Here is a 21,980-nt window from a genome sequence, read left to right as displayed (position 1 = left end):
TGGCTTGCTGATTTTCGCTTAGAATGCAGATCCCTGGGAGAGCTGGTCGGGTTTCCACGCAGTCTTTAAGCCTGCAGGGTTTCGAATGTAAGGAGGATAACCCTACCAGGCCAATCCGCTGTAACCAGCGTGCATAATTCAGCAAACTGTTGTTTTAACAAACCTAAGAAAAATAAATACAAAAAGAAGGATTTTTTCTAGGGTATATTGAAAAAATAAATACGTTTATAATAAAAGGGAAAGGGTATTAAACATACAAGTTACTAGTACATAATGTACTGAATTTTGAAATTGGAGGTGCCCCATGGAGATTATACTATATTTGAGTGCAGCAGTGGCAGCAGTCGCATTTTTAGTCCTTGTGATTTTCCTGTCCAGAACATTGAAATCCCTGCAGGTAACGCTTGACAGTGTTGCACAGACCCTGACAGGGCTGGAAGGGCAAATGCAGGGAGTATCGCTGGAAACTACTCAGCTCCTTCATAAAACAAATGCCCTTGCTGAAGATTTGCAGCATAAATCAGAAAATCTGAATACAGTGGTAAATGCGGTTAAAGGTGTTGGAAACTCCATTTCCAGCTTTAACACTTCCATGCAGAAGGTTTCTGAAAAGGTTCAATTTGAAATTGACAACAACCAGGAAAAAATATCGCAAATCGTACAATGGAGCAATGTAGCCTTGGAAATCAAGGACAAATGGAAAGCAAGAAAATCCAAGCCATCATCTTCAGTGCCTGTTGAAGGCCTTTCAGATGAATTGCCAAAGAAAAGATTCTTAAGATCCAGATATTAAAAAAATACGAAAACTGGAAGGAGAATGAAAATGACTCAGAAAGAATATCAGCCAAAGGAATATACGAGGGATTACCAAAAAACATATGAGGCAGACCGCGAATCAAGCAGCTCGAAGGATTTCATCATTGGAGCGCTTGTCGGAGGGATGGTTGGTGCTGCTACAGCACTATTCATGGCTCCAAAGGCCGGGAAAGAGCTGCGAAGCGATTTCAATGTCCAGGCAAAAAATATTTCAGACAAAACGATAAAGCTCAGCCAGGCAGCTATGGAAAAAGGCACAACCATTGCAGGCACAGCAAAAGACAAAACGAGCACTGTCTCAGAACTTGTAACAAACAAGTCTGCTGACCTTATGAACAAAGTGAAAAGCTTAAAAACCGGTGATAAAGAAACAGGTTCAGGCGAATCGAATGCTACGAGGAAAACATCAACGGGCACACAAGGTGAATCAAGCTCTCCCATTACTTCTGTAGAGACTTCCTACAATTCAACTGACAATGCGTCATCAGACAGCAGTGCTGATCTTTCAAGCGGCAATAAAAATGCAGCTCAGCTAAAACTTGATGAAACGAAGAAGGCATTTGAAGAAACAGAGAATAAATTTAACAAGTAAGCAGTGAGTTTGAATATAGTGGCGGTGAAGTGATAATATGGCTTCACCGCCATTTGTTTTTTCGCATGCGGTAAATCTTGCATGACTGAAGGGAGAAGTTCAAAAATGAATGCACGTAAAATTGATTCTCAGGAGCAATTTGAAGAATTGCTGAAACAGGACAGTTTTTTGCTTGTTAAGCATAGCCTGACATGCCCGATAAGCGGCGCGGCTTTTAGTGAGTATGAACGGTTTGTTAAAGAAAATGAAGCCATTAATACTGCTTATTTGGCTGTACAGGAAGCGAGACCTCTTTCCGCCTACATTGCAGACAAGTTCAATATCAGGCATGAATCTCCCCAGGCTATCCTATTTAAAAATGGAGAACCGGTATGGAATGCCTCTCACAGCAGAATAACAAATGAATCCTTAACAAAAGCAGTTCAATAACTTCAGAGGTAAAAGGATGCATCCGTGCTTTTCGGCAGGATGCATCCTTTTATTATGGGCTCTTAGAAATTTTTCATGGCGGTCGGCCACAGGATTTTAAGTTCATCACCAGGTGAGACGGTTTCATGAAAGCTGGTTTCTTTATTATTTTTTATTAGAATAAAACGTCCATTTGAATCCTGGGGCATTTCAATTTCAACATGGCGGAATAAATCCTGGAAGATAAATGGCTCCATCTTATGCTGGATCAGCGTTAATATATCTCCGTTCTTTATTACGTCATGATCGCCTAAAGGTTCTCCGTCACGATGGAGTTCAGAGAGTTGTTTTGATAGGGACATTTTTTTGCCGTTAAAAGAAATGGGTATTGAATAAACGGACTGGCAGTTTATTTCATTAAGTAAATCCTGTGCTTCTGGAGGCTGTGGTGCAATAAATATCAGCTCATCTCCGTCTTCAAAGGAATCATTCATATCAGCCTCCATTCCATTTTTCTTCAGCTTATGGGAGTATGCCGGCAGTCTGATTGTTTTATCATCAAGCTGTACAGTAAAAGGGTGAATATTGGTCAATAAATCTTTTAGCTTTAATCGGGAAAGCAATGATGAGATGGATTCAGGCATTTTACATTCAATCACATCATGATCACCTAGCGGCTCTGCACCTGTAACTGGCTGGCCATTTCTGATTAATTCTGCTGAAGCTATATATCTTTCACCGTTAATGGAGACAGATTTATGAGGTATATGGTCGGCAAGCTCTGCGATAGAATAGTTAGCCTGCATCCCGTCCTGTCCCTTTATAACAGTTATCACATCTCCCTCTGATACCTCATCTGCAAGTGAAGCCCCCATGGAATTAAGTGATAATTCCGGTTTAGAGCCATGAGTTCCAGGTATGGTCACTGACTTGCCGTTATATTGGACAATCATGGCCATTCCAGGTTTTCCGTATAATTTATTCAATTTGATTCCCGCAGTGAGCAGGCAATCTCCCACCGTCATCTTTTTCATGTCGAATAATCGGATGGTTTGATTATTAACAGTCACACTCAAATATTTAACAGGATTTTTATCAGCAGCTATAGCGATGCCGACTGGTGTAACAAATTCTGGACCACTAAGCATTGTATCCGGGAAAACCAAATTTTGTATGGCCTCTATGTCCCTGATTGCCACCCTGTTGGCAGGAAGGCTTAATTTATTGGCAAGCAGACCTGGGAGATCGGGAGTTAAGCTGCCGCCCCCCACAAGCATGACTGCCTTTGGGGGATTTCCATTGTTTAAAGAAAGAATTTCATCAGAAATGGAGCCTGCAAGCCGCTCAAGTGCTCCCGATATTTCTGTAATCACATCACTTTTTTGCATGTCATGACTAAATCCGAGGATATCTGTTACGGAAATGAAGTCTTCTTTGCTGTTCAGCTGTCTTTTAACCGTTTCAGCCATTGGAAAATCCAGCAGCAGGGCATCGCTGATAGCTTCTGTAATCTCGTCTCCTGCGACAGGAACCATTCCATAAGCAATCACAGTCCCTGCGTCTGTAAGGGCTATATCAGAGGTTCCGGCACCAATGTCCACAAGCGCTATGTTCAGCCTGCGCATGGAAGCAGGAATGAGCACGTTAATGGCTGCAATGGGCTCAAGTGTTAATGCCTGCATGGTCAGGTCTGCCCTCTTCAAGGCAGCAAGCAGGGACTCCACGACTACTTTAGGAAGAAAGGTAGCAATGATTTCCACAGAAGCTTTTTCACCGCTCTGATCAATAAGGTTCCCGATTTCCTGATCATCGAGATGATAGTATAAAACGGAATATCCTACACAATAGTAATGATAGCCTGATTGAGTGTCATCTTGTCCGGCTGCTGCCCCCTGTGCCTTCTGGACGGCAGTAAGCTCCAGGTGGAGGATATCTTCCCGCTGCATGATCGGCTTGCCTTTTATATCAATTTCGACTTTTGCGCGTTCTGTCTTCAATGCCCTTCCTGCGGCAGCGACACTCACCTGGTTTAATGGGCCATGTTTTTTTTTCAGTTCTGCTTTAATGCCTTCAATCACCCTGGATACGGCTACAACATCATGGATTTGGCCGTCCAGCATAGCACGCTCAGAATGTTCCTTAGATAAAATATCCAGGACGCTGTAACCGTTTGAGTTTCTTTCAAGGATAATTCCAACTACTGTTCTTGTACCTATATCAAGAGCAAAAAGTTTTTCTTGCACTGCGAAAACACCTTCTTTAATTTGGTTTTTATACTTTAACGCTTAAAAGCGTTTGTTTAATAAAGAAAAAATAAGTGACATTCTATTACTTTTCATTTATAATAATTAAAAATTATATAAGAAATGTAACATACTTTTTTATTTCATAAAAGTTACCGGAAATGGAATGATAAGTGGCATGATTTTATATGAATTTTCCGGCTGGCAAGCAGGTTTGAAGCCTGGCGGCTGAATCAGCACTCATTTTATTATGGAAGGATGGATTATAATGAGCAATAAAGATCTTGATGCTTTACGCGAAAAGCTTGATGGAGTAAACCTTGACTTACTGCAGCTAATTAACAAAAGAGCAGAGCTTGTGCAGGAAATTGGCCGGGTAAAAGAAAAACAGGGTGTGAATCGTTATGATCCCGTCCGTGAAAGAAAGATGCTCGATTTAATTGAAGCGAATAATGAAGGCCCTCTTGAGGCTGCCTCTCTTAAACACATTTTCAAAGAAATATTCAAGCTTGGGCTTGGTCTTCAAGAAGAAGATCAGAAAAAGACTTTATTGGTTTCAAGGAAGAAAAAACCTGAAGATACAATTGTGAATTTAAAAGGCGAATTAATCGGCAATGGCGTTCCAAGCTTTGTTTTTGGCCCATGCTCTGTTGAATCTTACGAACAGGTAGCAACGGTTGCAGCAGCAGTAAAAGCAAAAGGGCTTAAGCTTTTGCGCGGAGGGGCTTTCAAGCCGCGGACTTCACCTTACGATTTCCAGGGACTTGGAGTAGAAGGCCTTGAAATCCTTAAAAAAGTCGGAGATGAATATGGACTTGCGGTCATCAGTGAAATCGTAAATCCAAATGATATAGAACTTGCATGTGAATACCTGGATGTTATCCAAATTGGCGCACGCAACATGCAAAACTTTGAATTGCTGAAAGCAGCAGGTTCTGTAAACAAACCTGTGTTGCTCAAGAGGGGGCTTGCTGCTACGATAGATGAATTTATTCATGCAGCAGAATACATCATGTCTCAAGGCAATGGAAACATCATTTTATGTGAGCGCGGAATCCGTACCTACGAACGTGCAACCAGAAACACATTGGACATATCCGCTGTTCCGATCCTGAAACAAGAAACTCATTTGCCTGTCATGGTAGATGTGACACATTCTACAGGCCGGCGCGACCTGCTTCTGCCGACAGCCAAGGCTGCCCTTGCCATTGGTGCAGACGGTGTCATGGCGGAGGTCCATCCGGATCCGGCAGTTGCCTTATCTGATTCAGCACAGCAAATGGACTTAGATCAGTTTGATGATTTCTTTGCTGAAATACAAAAGCTGAACTGGGTCACTGTATAATAAGTACCTGCAAGCAAGAATCCAATAATTGATCCCGCAAACGCCCTTTCACAAGATGAATGGGCGTTTTGCTTTAAAAAATTGATTAAATAAGGGCTCATACATTGCAGTAAGGGTTCTACTATCGTATGATAATAAAATAAAGTACAAGTCCGTTGATTATTGATATGCCTAAGAGTGCTCCAAATATCCACCAGGATTGCTCTTTTTATTGCTCACAAATGAACAAAGATAGAAATGAGTCGCTCGCGCTGAAATAAGGATGATGTATAAAGTGACACTTCCATCAATGGAGGTCTTCTTATTTTTCATTGATGGTTCGTTGAACTGGCATTTACGGGCAGTTATCCCATGCTTTGGTTTCCAATCTTGTGAAGCAGAGGAGATTACTGCCTGTTAATGCGGGAAAAATATGAAAAAGTTATGGAATATCGGAAATAATCCGCTATTTTAAGGAGAAAGTAAAAGAAATGGAGGAGTGGGAAGATGAATAATATAACGATTTATGATGTGGCCCGCGAAGCAAATGTTTCCATGGCCACCGTTTCCCGTGTGGTTAACGGCAATCCAAATGTAAAGCCTGCAACAAGAAAGAAAGTATCTGAAGTCATCGATAGATTGGGCTATCGCCCTAATGCAGTAGCAAGAGGTCTAGCGAGCAAGAAAACGACAACAGTGGGAGTGATCATTCCGGATATCTCCAGTATTTTCTTTGCAGAGCTTGCCAGAGGAATTGAAGATATTGCAACCATGTACAAATACAATATTATCCTGAGCAATTCGGATGAAAACCGGGACAAAGAATTTCACCTGCTGAATACCATGCTCGGCAAACAGGTGGACGGCATTGTATTTATGGGCTCCAATATTACTGAAGAACATATAGAGGAATTCAAGAAATCTCCGGTGCCGATTGTACTGGCAGGTTCGGTGGAGGACAGCGGGCAGGTTCCGTCAGTCAACATCGATTATGAAGCAGCTTCTTATGATGCCGTCTCGGAATTTATCCGCAATGGCCATAAAAGGATTGCACTGGTTTCAGGTAACCTTTCACAGCCTGTTAACCAAAAAAAGCTTGCTGGCTATAAGCGTGCATTACAGGAAGCTAATATAGAAGCAAGTGAAAATTTTATTGTGGAAGGAGATTACACCTACGATTCAGGAATTGAAGCATTTGAAAAGCTTGCTGAAGCAGGGGAGAAGCCTACGGCAATTATTGCAGGCGCTGACGAAATGGCCCTTGGCATCGTCCATGCAGCACAGGATAAAGGCTTTAATGTTCCGGATGATTTTGAGGTAATCAGCTTTGACAATACCCGCCTGACATTAATGGTCCGCCCGCAGATTTCAACGGTCGTGCAGCCTTTATATGATATTGGCGCAGTAGCTATGAGGCTTCTGACAAAATTGATGAATAAAGAAGAAGTAGAAGGCGATGCTTCCGTTACTCTTCCTCATCGTATTGAAAAACGCCAATCTACAAAATAAAAAACGTCCCGCGGGACGTTTTTTATTTTATTGCTTTGAATTGGAGCGGCAGACACTGTTTTTGGATTAGATATTCATGAAGCTAGGGACTTTTGTTGTCAGGAGCCGGTTTGTAGGACCTGATTGGATATAGGCATTTTTCCATAGTTTGAGCATTTTTCTCGGTGATTTCCGGCTTTCTTGGAATCGGCGTGTAAATGCCATCTGGGTCATCCCAGTGCTCAGGCAGCCGTACTGGAGACTCCGGCTGCCACTTTGATATCCAGTCAGCTGGCAAGGCTCCGGATGTCTGCCTGTATCCGGCCATTTCCATCCATATCATGGACCAGGCTCTCGGAACAACCCTCCAAATATCATAGCCGCCGCCTCCAACAGCAATCCAGCGGCCCCCGCAGTATTCATGTGCCAGCTCATGTGCCAGCCGCGGAATTTCCTTGAATATGTTCATAGTGGCGGAAAGATGTGTCAAAGGATCATAATAATGAGCATCTGCTCCATTTTGGGTAAGGATCACGTCTGGTTTAAAGAATTCAATGATTTCCCTGAAAGCAGTTTTGTAGGAAGCAAGCCACGACTCATCTTCAGTAAATGCGTCTACAGGCAAATTAAAGGTATAGCCATAGCCCTGTCCTTGGCCCCGCTCATTGATATTGCCTGTCCCAGGGAACAGATAGCGCCCGGTTTCATGAATGGAAAAGGTACAGACGGAAGGATCATCATAGAACGACCATTGCACACCATCTCCGTGATGGGCATCGGTATCTACGTAAAGCACCCTTGCATTGTATTTCTTTTGGATGTATTTAATGGCAACAGAGCTATCATTGTACACGCAAAATCCTGAGGCCTTGCCGCGGAAGCCATGGTGCAGTCCTCCGCCAAGATTTAAGGCGTGAAGGGACTTGCCTGACATCACATAATCTGCAGCGGTCAGTGTGCCGCCAACCAGCAGAGCCGATGCTTCGTGCATGCCTGAAAAGATGGGTGTATCCTCGGTTCCAAGACCATAGCTATCTGCACGGTCCCCGGAAAGCTTGCCCTGGCCGGCCATTCTGACAGCGTTTACAAATGATGGATCATGTATGAGCATTAATTCTTCATCTGTCGCCATTCTGGGCTTCACGATATCTTCTTCATTGATCGCATGCTGTTTTTTTAATAAATCCAGGGTAATCCCCAGTCTTTTCTGGTCGAAAGGATGGCCTTCTTTGAATTTATATGCAAGAAGTTCATCAGAGTAAACGAATACGGCTTCTTTTTTCATAATGGAAGCTCCTGCCGCATGGGCCAAAGAACTAAATAGCCTTCTTTTTGCAATTCTTCTGCAATAGCAAAAGGGTTCATGGTTTGTACACGGATAACAAGGATTTTATGTGTTTCATCATCAGCGGGATAAACGAGCAAACTGTGTATATTGACTTTTCTTTTCTTGAAAATGCCTGAAATAGAATGAAGCACCACTGGCTTGTCGGGAATCTGAACTTCGATTTGCGAGCCAGGCTTATTGGCGCCCGTAAGCTCGACATAAGAGTGAAGCAAATCGGTGCCAGTGACGATGCCCACTAGCTTTTTCCCTTTTACAATAGGGAGGCAGCCTATGCTGTTTTCACAAAAAATGGCTCCAATTTCTTCGACGAAATCAAGCGGATGCCCTGTAATCAATTCTTTCTTCATAATCAGGCTCAGCGGCTTTTGAAGGTCTTCTTTAAACTCCTCTGTCCGGAATATGGAAGGGGCAGCATCACGTATATCCCGGTCGCTTACAAGACCGATTAAATGAAAATCATCATCTACAATCAGTATGTGGCGGATTTGTTTTTCCTTGATTAAGGTTATGGCACGGTGAATCGTATCATTTTCGGTAAGCACGGTGAGATTTGTTTTCATGATTTTTTCAACAATCATATTTTATTCCTCCTCCTCTGATTCCCGTCAATACATAAAACGATTCATAAATCTCAAACGGTCAAACTTCTGAATGGACTCTCTGTCCACTCTTTTTCCAATCCGGGCCATCAGACAATTTGCAGGGTGCGAACTGATTTCAGGATCATCTGTCGCGTAATAGACCAGGCCGCCTGCACTCATCATTTTTTCCATGATTTTTCGGTAGTCCCAGACATTCAGTCCTGTCCCTTTTAAATCCCAATGCCAGTAATACTCCGTGGTAATGATGATAAAGTCTTCCATAGCATCATCCATCATAGAAACCTTCAGCATATTTTTTCCGGCGGAAACACCCCGGAATTCCGGTATGACTTCGACTGCGCCAAGCTCAATCAAATCTTCCATTTCTATTTCCGACCATCTTTCCAGCGGGTCAGGATATAAATATGTGACATATCCCACAATCGTGTTTTGATGGCGGGCAATAATAATCCTGCCCTCTGGCAAATCTGCAATCTCAATTAATGCTTTGTGCTGCTGCGAGGGAGGCCGAAACGCAACCAAATGTTCATGAAATTCATACTTGGCAAGCTTCTCGGATGAAATAGGGCCTTCAATAATCAATGTCCCCTGGCTGGTCCCGAGCTCCACGGCATTATATCTTTTAATATGCTCCATTTCTTCACCGCCTCTTGAAAATAGTCTCTTCCATTATACTAAAAAATCAGACAGGCAAGTGAAACTTCCGTCAGGGGATTTTTTCTCTCATCCACGCTGATGATAAACTGGATTCTGGCCTTACGGGCTTTTATACCCTTTTTAGGGCTCCTCAATTCTTGAAGCTTAGTGCCTGCCGGCCGCTGTTTGGGTTTCGTGCATACATTCTTCTGCTATAACGAATCCGCATTTCAGAGGACAGCCTTTTCATCCTATGATTATATCAAACCTTGTCGATAGATTGGCTAATACATTTCCTGAAAAAGGAAAAGATGAATATTTAAAAAATTGAGAATAAAAGTTTTCTATACTATAATAAAGAAGTAAAGTCGAATAGAGGGGGAGTATGTTGTATGAAAGTGGAAGCGCTGCCAGTAATGGAAGGCCATTTTAATCTGCAAAATTATGATGAAACGTATAAGCAGTTTGATTGGGCTGAAACAGAAAAGGAATTTACATGGTCTGAAACAGGAAAAGTGAACTTGGCTTATGAAGCCGTCGACCGCCACGCAGAATCATCTAAGAAAAATAACATTGCCCTTTACTACAAAGACGAAAAAAGAGACGAGAAGTATACATTTAAAGAACTGAAAGATTACACAAATAAAGCGGCAAATATTTTGACAGAATATGCTGGTGTAAGTAAGGGCGACCGCGTCTTCATTTTTATGCCGCGTTCTCCTGAGCTGTATTTTGCGCTGTTAGGGACCATTAAAGCGGGAGCGATTGTCGGCCCGCTGTTTGAGGCTTTCATGGAAGGAGCAGTCAAGGACCGGCTGCAGGACAGCGAAGCAAAGGTCCTGATTACGACGCCTGAGCTGCTTCCTCGTGTACCGGTGGGTGAGTTGCCGGATCTAAAGCATATTTTCCTTGTGGGGGAAAATATTGCAGAAGAAGAAAATGTGTATGACTTTAATAAAAAGATGAAGGAAGCTGACAAACGTTTTGAAATAAAGTGGGTGGATCGTACAGACGGACTGATTCTGCATTACACCTCCGGCTCCACTGGAAAGCCAAAAGGAGTTTTGCATGTTCATAACGCAATGATCCAGCATTTCCAGACTGCCAAATGGGTGCTTGATCTGCAGGATGGGGATGTATACTGGTGCACAGCAGATCCAGGGTGGGTAACAGGAACATCATATGGAATATTTGGCCCTTGGCTTGCTGGAGCATCCAACGTGATTGTCGGAGGCCGGTTTAAACCTGAATCATGGTATAAAACAATCGAGGATTTCGGTGTTACAGTCTGGTATAGTGCACCGACTGCCTTCCGCATGCTGATGGGCGCAGGCGATGAAATCGTCAAGCGGTTCGATCTCAGCTCACTGCGGCATATCCTGAGCGTAGGCGAGCCGCTCAATCCGGAAGTGGTCCGCTGGGGGATGAAGGTATTTAATCTAAGGATTCATGATACATGGTGGATGACTGAAACAGGCGCACAGGTCATCTGCAATTACCCAAGCATTAAAATCAAGCCGGGTTCCATGGGGAAACCGATTCCGGGAGTCAAGGCTGCCATCGTTGATGACCAGGGCAATGAACTGCCGCCGCACCGCATGGGCAATTTGGCCATCAAGAAGGGCTGGCCATCGATGATGCATGCCATCTGGAACAATCCGGCTAAGTATGAATCATATTTTATGCCTGGTGACTGGTATGTGTCGGGGGATTCAGCGTATATGGATGAAGAAGGCTATTTCTGGTTCCAGGGCCGTGTGGATGATGTGATTATGACTTCGGGTGAACGTGTCGGTCCATTTGAAGTGGAAAGCAAGCTGGTGGAGCATCCTGCCATTGCAGAGGCTGGCGTAATTGGAAAGCCTGATCCTGTACGCGGAGAGATCATTAAAGCCTTCATTGCACTGAGAGACGGATATGTGGCAAGTGATGAGCTAATAGAGGAAATCCGCCAGTTCGTTAAAAATGGACTCGCCGCACATGCTGCACCCCGCGAAATAGAATTCCGGGATAAGCTTCCTAAAACAAGGAGCGGCAAAATCATGAGACGTGTTCTTAAAGCCTGGGAGCTTGATCTCCCTGCAGGAGACCTGTCCACAATGGAAGATTGAACACAGAAAAGCATCCCGGCTGATTTGCCGGGATGCTTTTTCTATTCTTTATTATCGCTGCTTTTTGGTTTCTTTGGTTCCACAGGTTTTGTTTCACCCGGTTTAGGATCTTTTTTTGTTTCTTTTACTTTATTTTCTTCTTTCTTCGAATCATCTTTAGGGGATGTATCTTTTACTTTGTCTTCTTGTTTCTTTGGTTCATCTTTAGGTTTTGTATCTTTTTGCGGGCTCGCATCCCCAATACTGACGGTGTTGGACGGTGCGGATTCATTTCCGGCAATATCCACCGCGGTTATATAGTACGAACCGCTTCCGCCGCTGTAGGAAAGCGAGCTTCCAGCTTTGATGCTGCTGGCTTTTTGGCCGTATTTATAAATTCTGTAGCCAATCACATCGGATTCCGGATGGCTGCTCCAAACAATGGAGCTGCCGCTTGTGCCGATAGAAGGGGCAGATGGAGTTGATCCGTTGTCCTGCAATGAATCCGCCGCAGTACCTCCATCTCCTTTTGGCATGAGCGAGCCAGGATCTTTTACATATTTGCCTCCCAATTTTTCATAATAATCGGGATTAATGATTGTACCTGTACTGACAAATTCATCTGGCGTAGAAGAAAGGGCTGCATACCGTTTATTTCCAATTTGGACATATCGGGTTTCAATAAGGTTGCTGTCCGATTTGTCTGGCAGGAAATTGGCATTAAATAAATCGGTTGCACCTTCCTTCGAGCTTTCACAGACACTTGCAGGAAGCGTGCCGCCTTTTCCGCAGACAGGCCGTCTTACAATACCGCCTGGCATTTCAAACCTTTTTTCAGGGTCGATCAGGCTTGGCTTGACTTTATAAGCGGCATTCATTAACTCAGCCCATAAATAGAGATTTCGCTTATTATATTCGAGTCCCTTATAATACCCTTTCAGTGACTTTGGAGTATCATAGCCAATCCATGTGCCGAATGTAACATTGGGATTCGTAGCTACGAACCAGGCATCATGATAATCCTGTCCGGTTCCTGTCTTTCCTGCCCAGTCTGATGAAAAGGCAAGACGGTTATTCACAGAGGCAGCCGTGCCTTTATTGACGACATCACGCATCATATCAAGTGTGAGATAAGCAGTCTGCGGTGTGAACACCTTAACAGGTTTTACTTTATGCTGATAAATGACTTTTCCGTCCTTGGTCTCAATCTTGTCGATCATATAGGCATCAACAAAATTACCTGAATTGGCAAAAGTGGAATAAGCATTCACGTTTTCCTCAACAGTCACACCTCTTTGCATGGCGCCTAATGCCATGGATGAATATGTGTAATCATCTTTTGTTAAAGAGGTGAAGCCCATTTTCTCCAGATAGGTGACTGGGCGGGTGTTGATGATGTCCATATAAAACTTCGCTGCCGGCACATTATAGGACTGTGCCAGTGCATGCCGTGCGGTTGTCAGACCGCTGAAGCTTCCCCCATAGTTGCCAGGGGACCAGCCGCCAAAGGACATCGGCACATTGGCAACAGGTGATGCAGGAGAAATTTTTCCCAGTTCAATGCTAGGTCCATATACAAGCAGCGGCTTCATCGTCGATCCATTAGGGCGGAGGGCAGCAGTGGCATGATTGGTTTGTTCTCTTTTATAATTTCTTCCGCCGACAAAGCTGAGAATTTTACCTGTTTTATTTTCGATCAGCATAGCTCCTGTTTCTACAGGCTCTGTAACTGTTTTGAGTTTTTTTGTTTCAGGATCTTTGACTTCCTCTTGCTTGTCATATCCGTAATATGGATAATTGTTTTTCACCTTTTGCATCGTGTCGTACATTTTTTTGTTTATCGTCGAGTAAATTTTATACCCGTTTTGCCGGAGATTCCGGCTTGCCAAAGTGGTATATTGCTGATTAAGGTCTTTATCTTTCTTTAGATCACTTTCTGTGTAGCCATCTTTTTTTGCCAGTATCACTGAAAGGATATCAATGGATCTCTTTTCAATTTCATAGGTTACCCATGGATACTTTTTGGACGGGGACGGCACCGGTCCGATGAAATCTTTTACGAGATTATATGTAAGGGCATCTTCATATTGCTTCTGGGTGATATAATTTCCGTCGCGCATCCTTTTCAGAACCGTTTTCATCCTAAGAATCCCCGGATCCAGATTCTCCTTCAGCTTGCCTTGCTGTGTATATGGCGTATAGCCGAATGGATTTTTAGGTAGACCAGCAATAAACGCAGCCTGAGGGATGTTCAAATCGCTGGCATTCTTGCCGAATAGTCCTTTTGCAGCTGATTGAACACCGGCAATATTATGTCCTGAGGAATTCCTTCCAAAGGTAGAAACATTAAGATACGTTTGAAGGATTTCTTTTTTGCTGAAGAATTTTTCCAGGCGCAGTGCAAGCAGGATTTCCTTTGCTTTACGGTCAAAAGAAACCTCATTCGTTAAAATCTGATTCTTGACAAGCTGCTGTGTCAGAGTGCTTCCGCCTGACTGTACAGAGGAGTTGGTCATTTCCTGGAAAATGGCCCTCATCAGCGCTTTTGGAACGACTCCATGATGTTCATAAAAATACTCATCCTCTGTGGCTACCACAGCATCTGATAAGTATTTGGAAACATGGTCGAGGGTCACTTGTTCGCGTTCGAGGTCTGAATTCAGCTTTCCTAAATATGTATTGTTCGCGAAGTATAATTCAGAGGTCTCTTCATAGTTGTAAATGTCCTTTTTAAGCTCTGCTTTTGGGCGGACAGGCTCATCCTTAACGAGGGCAGCGAAATATCCTGCACCGGCTCCCCCGGCAAAACAAAACCCAAGAACACCGATTATAATCAGTAAAAGCATTAAATTCCAAATGACTTGATAGGTAATTCTTGAATATCTCTTTGTATTTTTGCTTTGAAGGAAACCTGTCAGCTTGCTCCAAAACGCAGGTGATGCATCTTGATTATTTTTCATTATCATACCCCCTGAAATCACATACATTATAGCATAGAACAGGTATGGAAAAGGCTTTCTTTAGATATTTTTCAGAAAACTACCCGCTCGTAATTGACAAGCTGCCTGTGAATGTGATAAAAATTCATTATCTAAATATTTATTTTTGAAACGCTATGATAGGAATGAGTAGTGAAACAATCCCTGTATTCAGAGAGCCGGTGGGTGGTGGAAACCGGTACATATTGTTTGATGAATTACCTCCTTGAGCATCTGCTGTGAACCATACAGGCTAGCGGCAGGCGGATTGCGGCCGTTATCCGTATTAAGCGGAGGACAGGAGTGTCCTCAAGTTGGGTGGTACCGCGAACTTATTCGTCCCTTCATTTATTTGAAGGGGCGTTTTTATTTGGACTTTTTTGAAATCAAAGGAGGATATAACATGGAATTGCTTAAAGATTTGGAATGGAGAGGCATTATTTACCAGCAGACGGATGAAGAAGGCCTGAAAACTTTATTAGATAATGAGAAAATAGGCTTATATTGCGGGGTGGATCCAACCGCAGACAGCATGCATATTGGCCACTTGCTTCCTTTCTTGACACTGCGCAGGTTTCAGCAGCACGGACATCGCCCGATTGTCCTTGTAGGCGGAGCGACAGGCCTGATTGGCGACCCGAGCGGGAAAAGCGAGGAACGTAAGCTGCAGACGCTTGAAACGGTCCTTTATAATGCCGATAGCATTAAAGGGCAATTAGAAAAGATTTTTGAATTCGAAGGTGAAAATGGAGCCGTTATGGTGAATAACTATGACTGGATCGGCAAAATAGATATGGTGACATTTTTGCGGGATTTTGGGAAGTATATCGGCATTAACTACATGCTTGCAAAAGACACGATATCTTCACGCCTTGAAACCGGGATCTCTTTTACAGAATTCACTTATACCATTATTCAGGGAATGGATTTCAACCATTTATATGACCATAATGGCTGCAGGCTGCAAATTGGCGGAAGCGATCAGTGGGGCAATATCACAACAGGCCTTGAGCTGATAAGGAAAATGCATGATGAAGGCGCAAAAGCTTTCGGAATGACGATTCCTTTAGTAACAAAAGCGGATGGAACGAAATTCGGGAAAAGTGAGGGCGGATCTATCTGGCTGGATCCTGAAAAAACGACTCCATATGAATTCTATCAATTTTGGATTAATACAGCAGATGCAGATGTTGTTAAATACCTGAAATTCTTTACCTTCCTTTCTCACGAAGAGATTGAAGCCCTTGAACAGGCTGTTGAAACTGAACCGCATTTAAGAAAGGCCCAAAAGACACTTGCAGAGGAAATGACCCGCATGATACACGGAGAAGAAGCACTCCAGCAGGCTATTAAAATCTCTGCTGCCCTATTCAGCGGTGAGGTTAAGAATTTAACTGCAGACGAAATCAAACTGGGCTTCAAGGATGTCCCAAGCTATGAAAGAAACAGTAAAGACGAAATCAGCCTAGTGGACTTGCTGGTTGACGCGAAAATCTCTCCATCTAAGCGCCAGTCACGCGAAGATATCCAAAACGGGGCCATTTCCATAAATGGCGAAAAAGTAACAGACCTTCAATATATGGTATCGGAAAGTGATGCAATAGAAGGGCAATTTACATTGATCCGCCGCGGGAAAAAGAAATATACACTTATTAAATAAGGACTGTAGATGCTCAATACTGATATTTGATTTGACCAATTGTTAAAGAGTACAGATGGTGAGTACTCCCGCGGCGGCTGGCACTTGCTGCAGAAACCAGCTATCCTTGTCTGTACGCTTAGGAATGCAAACACTTTAAATAATTCATAGAAAAAGCCGGCCTTGTTGTAAAGGGCCGGCTTTTCTTAAAGCTCCCTGTAATAGACAAAGCTGCTGACGAATTTGGTTGTCTAAATTATTTCGGCCAAAGGAAAGAGCAAGGATTATGAAATGGGGGTCGGGCTAAATTTTCTTTCTATAAAATGTTGTGGTGTCTTTCTATTAGGCTCTTTCTTAAAGATTGTTGTTTTTTCTGAGTTCTGTGAGGGGATCTCATTATTAAATGTGGTTGATTGGAGCGAAAGCGCTCCTGCGGGATTAGCGGGAAGGTGAGACCCCGCAGGCGAAGCAGAGGAGGCTCACCGCCCGCCCCGCGGAAAGCGAGCATCCTGAAGCGGAAATCAACCCCTTGTTCCATAGCAATAAAACGTACGAAAACAGCCTTCTATTAACTCTTATTTCTCCAAAAATGAACCGTACTGCAGGCTGGGGGAAGAATGAGGAGTCAGTAAGCGTGATTAAAGAAAAGGAATGATTGAATGAAGAAAACTAAAAAAGACATACTATTGTAATCTGGCGCCATGCTATTATCCATTTATTTGCTCGCTTGCTATACAAACAGTTACAAGCAATGTAACGAGAACAGCTCCTTTAGATAACTATCTCTCTGCATAAGGTTCAGGATTGAAGTCCATAGTAAGTTCACACGAATCCAAAGTAGCAGAAACTAGCGATCAATTTAAATCAGCATTGAAAGTGAAAAAACTGACCGCAGAAATTCAAACAAAAAAGGGGAGAATACTAGATGAAATTAGGAAATGTGATGGATTTGTTTCAGACCTCAATGAAGCAAAAAGGTTTTATGCTAATCTGCTAGAGATGCCTATAATACTTGAGAAGGAAAATAAATTAATTTTCCAGTTAGAAGGTACGCAGCTTGTTGCGTTTAAGTGCGAAAAGAATGGAGGCGCGGGGGATTATTCAAACGAAGCTAGAACAGTTTTAGTATTCGAGGTGGATTCTGTTGAGCAGACATTTTATGAAATGAAATCGAAGGGTGTAAAATTTTTACACGAAATACCTACAGAAGCTCGTTAAGCTGCTTTTGAAGATCCCTTCGGAAATGTTTTTGAAATTGCTGAACATACATCTATTTAAATGAAAGGGGCAGGATACACATGTAACGGGATATAGCAATTTAGACAGGCTTGTGGCCATTACCTGTTGAGAATGCTATAAACTGCTGAAATTTTAGTTTGTGAAGAATTGTTTTTAAACTAAAGCTTGCAATAGTTGAAGATCCAGCTGCTGTTCTTGGCGGCTTTTTCTTATTGATTTAATGGGCGGAGGATGATTGGAGAATCTTTTATAATTAAACTGAAGAATTAAGTGAAAATTTTGTGGAGATTATACAAATTGGACGAAAAAGAGAGGTAAGCATTTTACAAGTGCTTACCTATTAAAATCTCATCCAGAGAAATAATTCTATGCATTAACTCTTTATTCGAATCTACAACACCTATAACAATTTGATTATCTTCTGATATTGTCGCATATCTGAAATGTTCATCCCCATTAATGAGTAAAGCTGTTACCTGTTTTGCCTCCATCTTCGCAAAGACACTTTCTGTGTACTCGAGTGGTAGAAAGTCATCTAATCCTTCTGTTGGTCTTCCAACCCATTTAAACAGGAAATCTTTGATTGCAAATTGCTCAATCATCGAAAATTTTTTCTTGAATATTATCTTATCAGCGGTTACTGTTTTCAGCCTAATCACTCCCTATATAGTAAGTAAAGTTTATACTTTCAAATTCCTAACATCAACTGTATTACGGTGACAGAATGTTTACATTTTGATTTCGGGTTAATGTTACATTATTTAAATGTATTTTAGGCACTATTTAAAAATTAAAAAACCATCTTCAATAACTGGTGCGTTATTTGAAGACCGATTGGCTGCTAGGCACCTTTTTTTATTCCACTAAAGGGGCAGGATAGTTCAACAAGGAAAATGGAGTAAGTATAACGAAATAGATAATTATGTAATTGTTAGGGAGTGGGGGAAAAGTGATTAATGCAGTGATTTTTGATTTAGATGGAACTTTATTAAATAGAGATGCTTCACTACAAAAATTTATTGACGGACAATATGAAAGATTAAATAAATGGATAGGACATATACCGAAAGAGAAATACACATCAAGGTTCATAGAGTTAGATTGTCGAGGTTATGTTTGGAAAGATAAAGTATATCAACAATTGGCTGGTGAATTTGATATTACAGGGATAACTTGGGAAGATTTACTTCAAGATTATATAAGCCAATTTAAGAATAGTTGCGTCCCATTTCCAAATCTTATTAGCATGTTAGAAAAATTACGAAGTAACAATCTTGTTCTAGGAATGATTACAAATGGAAAAGGACAATTTCAGATAGATAATATAAGGGCTTTAGGTATTAAAAAATATTTTGAAAAGATATTAGTATCTGAATGGGAAGGAATTAAAAAACCTGATCCTCAAATATTTAAGAGAGCCTTAGAGCAACTGAATGTTTCACCTAATGAAAGTATATTTGTTGGCGATCATCCAAAAAATGATGTGAACGCTGCTCAAAATGTAGGGATGAAGGGAATTTGGAAAAAAGATTTTCAATGGAACAATGTCAAAGCAGATTTTATAGTAGATGATTTGGCGGAATTACCTTTAATCATTGAAAATTTAACACAATCTAATATTAAATCTTCTTGAACTAATAGGTGCGATATTTCAATAACGAAGTGTCGCTTTTTTCTTATAGAGCTAAAGGGACAGGTTAGATTGAAGAGGGAAAAGAGAGTATCTGGTATTATTTTTATAATGAACAGTAAAAGAGAGGTGTGGAAAATGGAAAGTGAATCTTCATTAAAAGAAAATTTACGTCAACTGGAAGAGATGTTGTTAAAACCAGAAATTCGTACATCTCAAAAAGAGCTTAATAATTTACTTGCAGACAATTTTTTTGAATTTGGAAGTTCTGGTAAAGTCTTGTACAAAGATGAGGGTATTAGTGAAAAAGGAATAGGTGAGGTAAAGATGAAGTTGAGTGATTTTGAAATACATCCATTGTCTGAAGAAATAGTGTTAACTACCTACCGAATTTTTAACGAAGTAAAAAATCAACATTCATTGCGAAGTTCAATTTGGAAATTTAGAGATGGAAGATGGAAAATGTTCTTTCACCAAGGTACAAGAACAACTCCTACGCTTTAGTTACTTAATGAACTACCATGAAAATAAACTTCTGTAATTTAGTAAACGAGGCAATACTTAATAAGACGCAGCTCATTTATCAAAGTAGTCTTCGCCTAGGTCTACATACATTTCTTTTCGTGTTAAGAGATAATAAGCTATTCTCATCATGGCATGAGCGACGACAATTCCTGCTCGCTTCTTACCTTTTCGTGATGCTGTACGCCGATACAGTGCTCCAAGGTAATTTTTTGATCCTCTTACAGAATGAGCTGCTTCTGTTAATGCTGATTCCAAATATTTGTTTCCTTTTTTGGTTTTAGCTGATTTTCTTTTTCCAGCACTTTCGTTATGTCCAGGAACCAAGCCTGCCCAAGAACACATATGAGCTGCACTTGGAAACTGTTTTTTTATATCAGTCCCAATTTCGGATAAAATTTGCTCAGCCATTCTTGTAGCTATATATCAAGCCAAGAAAACAAGCCTTAGGAAGGTAAAGACCGATGCCGTGGATGCATATAATCTTTGTGTTCTTTATTACAAGGAAGAATTTGAGCCTTATAAGAAAAGAGGTCTAAGACTTCTAAATCTGAGAACCTTATCAAGGCAATACGAAACCGTTACGAACCTTTACATTCAGGTAAAACTTCAATTCCACACAATTCTTGACCAGGTATTTCAGGAATATAGGGGAGTCTTTGGAGATCTATTTTCAAAAGTCTCTCTTCAGGTTTTAAAGGAATTTCCTACATCTGAAGATGTTCTGAGGACTGGTGAAGCAAAGATACTGGAGAGAATTGTTGGAATGCGTATAAAACGGTCGGAGGGTTGGGCCAGGGAGAGGGCAGCTAAATTAATAGCTTCGGCTGAGAGAAATCCTTTCCAACAAGGTGTGTAACAAAGTCAGTTGTTCAGTTTGGATATGTATATCTATATGCTTCTTCAGTACCAAGAACACCTATCCAGTATAGAGGCAGAGATAGATGTCTTGGCAGTAGAAATTAAAGAATGTAAGATAATCCAATCCATTCCCGGTATAGGAGGAAAGATCGCTGCAACGATCATTTCCGAAATCGGAGAAATTGACCGGTTTAATCACCCTAAGAAACTTGTGGCTTACGCAGGAATAGATCCAAGTGTCCATTCATCAGGTAAGTTCACAGCTACTATAAATCATATTACTAAACGAGGTTCAAGCCGATTACGGCACGCTTTGTATATGGCCATTTTATGCGGTATAAGAAGCTCCAGGAACAAGAAGCTAAAAGAGTATTATGATCGGAAACGAAATGAAGGAAAGCCTTCAAAAGTAGCAATGATAGCCTGTGTAAACAAGCTGTTACAACTGGATTTATGCAATCCTAAAAAGAAATGTGCATTCCCTAGATAGGGCTTAATCAACAGGAAAAAACAGCTAATGAAAAACTTTCCAAACGGTATTTGGAGGGTTATTTGGCGTGCCTTCAAAAGTATAACACGGAAGAACAAATATTTTATTAAGAAGTTCTTGACTCCTATTAGCTGGTTTAGTTAAAGAAGGAGGGCTGATACATCAGCTTTTTGTTCTTCAGCTAACGCGGCAGGTTAGTGGAAAAAGAGAGATGATAATCTATCTCTCTTTTATGTGCATTTGACTCCTTATGCGAAAATTTTCTCTTTTTGTAGGATAAATTTCAAAAGAGTCTGGAATTATTTGTGTCGACTGGTAGAGCAATTCAGATACAGTTACACATTTATACCCTCTATCGTATAAAAACCCCAAAATGTTATCTAATACAATAACGGTTTGAGAAGTCTGAGTATATTCACTACCATGCCAATCATGAAATAGAATGATATTACCTGGTTTTACTCCTTTTGTTATATTGTTATAAATTTGACTTGCGGGTGGATTTGCCCAATCACGAGAGTCCTGACCCCATGACCATAAAACGACATCTTTTCCGTTTTTTAAAGCAGTATTAATAATTAAATCATTATAAAAACCACCTACTGGGCGGTAAAGAGTCGGTTTTAAACCAACTGACTTCTGTATAATTTTATCTGTTTCTTCTAATTCTGATGATAGTTTTGCTGATGTAATATTTCCGTAAATATGATGATAAGTATGATTGGCAATTTCGTGTCCTTCTTTTACTTCCCGTTTTAATAGTTCAGGAAATCTTATTACTTTATTACCAGCTACAAAAAAGGTGGCTTTAGCATCATATTTAGCTAATATATCAAGTATTTGTGGGGTAAAAAACGGATGAGGTCCATCATCAAAAGTAATGGCAACTAATTTTTCCTTTGTGTTAACTTCCCAAATAACATGTCCAGTTTTTTCATATTCCTCACGACTTTTTGTGGATGCGGACACATTTATTTGAAAGGAGAAGAAAGGAATCAATAAAAGAAAGATAAAAAACAATATTTTTTTCATTGGACACACTCCTCATTTAACGACTTGATTTATGATGCCCTT

General features: G+C 41.3%; 18 protein-coding genes, 1 pseudogene and 1 other annotated feature. Of the genes and pseudogenes, 11 read left to right on the top strand and 8 right to left on the bottom strand.

All coding sequences use genetic code 11. The annotated features are described in order from the left end of the window. Nucleotides 1-304: 304 nt before the first annotated feature. The 3 genes from ACN6MY_RS21365 to ytxJ all read left to right on the top strand — a co-directional run bounded on the left by ACN6MY_RS21365 (nt 305) and on the right by ytxJ (nt 1,837). A complete protein-coding gene (locus tag ACN6MY_RS21365) occupies nt 305-793 on the top strand; it encodes a DUF948 domain-containing protein (protein ID WP_419881968.1) in 489 nt (162 codons plus the stop codon). Nucleotides 794-823: 30 nt separating this feature from the next. Beyond that, nucleotides 824-1,408 (top strand): YtxH domain-containing protein, encoded by a 585-nt coding sequence (locus tag ACN6MY_RS21360; RefSeq protein WP_419881967.1) that lies wholly within the window; start codon nt 824-826, stop codon nt 1,406-1,408. Between the two features lie 105 nt (nt 1,409-1,513). Continuing rightward, a complete protein-coding gene (gene ytxJ, locus ACN6MY_RS21355; protein WP_419881966.1) occupies nt 1,514-1,837 on the top strand; it encodes a bacillithiol system redox-active protein YtxJ in 324 nt (107 codons plus the stop codon). A gap of 62 nt (nt 1,838-1,899) precedes the next feature. Here ytxJ and ACN6MY_RS21350 read toward each other — a convergent pair whose 3' ends face one another. Beyond that, a complete protein-coding gene (locus tag ACN6MY_RS21350) occupies nt 1,900-4,059 on the bottom strand; it encodes a cell division protein FtsA (protein WP_419881965.1) in 2,160 nt (719 codons plus the stop codon). A 268-nt stretch (nt 4,060-4,327) separates the two neighbouring features. On the opposite strand from ACN6MY_RS21350, the gene ACN6MY_RS21345 reads away from it, so the two are divergent. Continuing rightward, nucleotides 4,328-5,404 carry a bifunctional 3-deoxy-7-phosphoheptulonate synthase/chorismate mutase gene (locus ACN6MY_RS21345; protein WP_419881964.1) on the top strand — a complete coding sequence of 359 codons (1,077 nt, stop codon included), beginning with the start codon at nt 4,328-4,330 and terminating at the stop codon, nt 5,402-5,404. Nucleotides 5,405-5,890: 486 nt separating this feature from the next. Further along, nucleotides 5,891-6,892: a catabolite control protein A gene (gene ccpA / locus ACN6MY_RS21340; protein WP_419881963.1), complete on the top strand. Its 1,002-nt coding sequence runs from the start codon at nt 5,891-5,893 to the stop codon at nt 6,890-6,892. An 82-nt stretch (nt 6,893-6,974) separates the two neighbouring features. Here the strand turns inward: ccpA and ACN6MY_RS21335 are convergent, their stop codons facing one another. From ACN6MY_RS21335 to ACN6MY_RS21325, 3 genes are read right to left on the bottom strand one after another with little or no spacing between them, the layout of a single operon-like run. After that, a complete protein-coding gene (locus tag ACN6MY_RS21335; RefSeq protein ID WP_419881962.1) occupies nt 6,975-8,156 on the bottom strand; it encodes an acetoin utilization protein AcuC in 1,182 nt (393 codons plus the stop codon). Beyond that, nucleotides 8,153-8,797 (bottom strand): acetoin utilization AcuB family protein, encoded by a 645-nt coding sequence (locus ACN6MY_RS21330; protein ID WP_419881961.1) that lies wholly within the window; start codon nt 8,795-8,797, stop codon nt 8,153-8,155. Before ACN6MY_RS21330 ends, ACN6MY_RS21335 begins: the two co-directional genes overlap by 4 nt. A gap of 27 nt (nt 8,798-8,824) precedes the next feature. Continuing rightward, nucleotides 8,825-9,457: a GNAT family N-acetyltransferase gene (locus ACN6MY_RS21325; protein ID WP_419881960.1), complete on the bottom strand. Its 633-nt coding sequence runs from the start codon at nt 9,455-9,457 to the stop codon at nt 8,825-8,827. A 392-nt stretch (nt 9,458-9,849) separates the two neighbouring features. Between ACN6MY_RS21325 and acsA the strand changes: the two genes are divergently transcribed. Beyond that, on the top strand, nt 9,850-11,568 hold the full coding sequence (gene acsA / locus ACN6MY_RS21320) for an acetate--CoA ligase (RefSeq protein ID WP_419881959.1): 1,719 nt from the start codon (nt 9,850-9,852) through the stop codon (nt 11,566-11,568). Nucleotides 11,569-11,609: 41 nt separating this feature from the next. On the opposite strand, the gene ACN6MY_RS21315 is transcribed toward acsA, so the two are convergent. Beyond that, nucleotides 11,610-14,507 carry a transglycosylase domain-containing protein gene (locus ACN6MY_RS21315; RefSeq protein ID WP_419881958.1) on the bottom strand — a complete coding sequence of 966 codons (2,898 nt, stop codon included), beginning with the start codon at nt 14,505-14,507 and terminating at the stop codon, nt 11,610-11,612. A gap of 146 nt (nt 14,508-14,653) precedes the next feature. Next, nucleotides 14,654-14,872, top strand: a binding site (T-box leader). A 56-nt stretch (nt 14,873-14,928) separates the two neighbouring features. Between ACN6MY_RS21315 and tyrS the strand changes: the two genes are divergently transcribed. Then, nucleotides 14,929-16,185: a tyrosine--tRNA ligase gene (gene tyrS, locus ACN6MY_RS21310; protein WP_419881957.1), complete on the top strand. Its 1,257-nt coding sequence runs from the start codon at nt 14,929-14,931 to the stop codon at nt 16,183-16,185. Between the two features lie 783 nt (nt 16,186-16,968). Continuing rightward, nucleotides 16,969-17,382, top strand: a complete 414-nt coding sequence (locus tag ACN6MY_RS21305) for a VOC family protein (protein WP_419881956.1) — start codon at nt 16,969-16,971, stop codon at nt 17,380-17,382. Between the two features lie 344 nt (nt 17,383-17,726). Here ACN6MY_RS21305 and ACN6MY_RS21300 read toward each other — a convergent pair whose 3' ends face one another. Continuing rightward, the gene (locus ACN6MY_RS21300) at nt 17,727-18,005 is read right to left on the bottom strand and encodes a hypothetical protein (RefSeq protein WP_419881955.1); all 279 of its coding nucleotides are present in this window, start codon (nt 18,003-18,005) and stop codon (nt 17,727-17,729) included. 347 nt (nt 18,006-18,352) lie between these two features. On the opposite strand from ACN6MY_RS21300, the gene ACN6MY_RS21295 reads away from it, so the two are divergent. Both ACN6MY_RS21295 and ACN6MY_RS21290 read left to right on the top strand, forming a co-directional pair. After that, nucleotides 18,353-19,036, top strand: coding sequence for an HAD family hydrolase (locus tag ACN6MY_RS21295; RefSeq protein WP_419881954.1), 684 nt, complete (start codon nt 18,353-18,355; stop codon nt 19,034-19,036). Between the two features lie 135 nt (nt 19,037-19,171). Further along, nucleotides 19,172-19,537, top strand: coding sequence for a DUF4440 domain-containing protein (locus tag ACN6MY_RS21290; protein ID WP_419881953.1), 366 nt, complete (start codon nt 19,172-19,174; stop codon nt 19,535-19,537). Nucleotides 19,538-19,609: 72 nt separating this feature from the next. Here the strand turns inward: ACN6MY_RS21290 and ACN6MY_RS21285 are convergent, their stop codons facing one another. Next, nucleotides 19,610-19,966, bottom strand: a complete 357-nt coding sequence (locus tag ACN6MY_RS21285) for a transposase (protein WP_419881952.1) — start codon at nt 19,964-19,966, stop codon at nt 19,610-19,612. 13 nt (nt 19,967-19,979) lie between these two features. On the opposite strand from ACN6MY_RS21285, the pseudogene ACN6MY_RS21280 reads away from it, so the two are divergent. Then, nucleotides 19,980-20,913 (top strand): annotated as a pseudogene (locus tag ACN6MY_RS21280) (IS110 family transposase); the annotation flags it as partial. Between the two features lie 212 nt (nt 20,914-21,125). Here ACN6MY_RS21280 and ACN6MY_RS21275 read toward each other — a convergent pair. Beyond that, entirely contained in the window at nt 21,126-21,938 is an 813-nt protein-coding gene (locus ACN6MY_RS21275) for a polysaccharide deacetylase family protein (RefSeq protein ID WP_419881951.1), read from the bottom strand. Nucleotides 21,939-21,980: the final 42 nt, after the last annotated feature.

Source organism: Peribacillus sp. B-H-3 (genome assembly GCF_048572925.1).
In the GTDB taxonomy this organism is placed as follows: Bacteria; Bacillota; Bacilli; order Bacillales; family DSM-1321; genus Peribacillus.
Note: the sequence above shows the minus strand (reverse complement) of the source record. Positions and strands in the feature narration are given on the sequence as shown.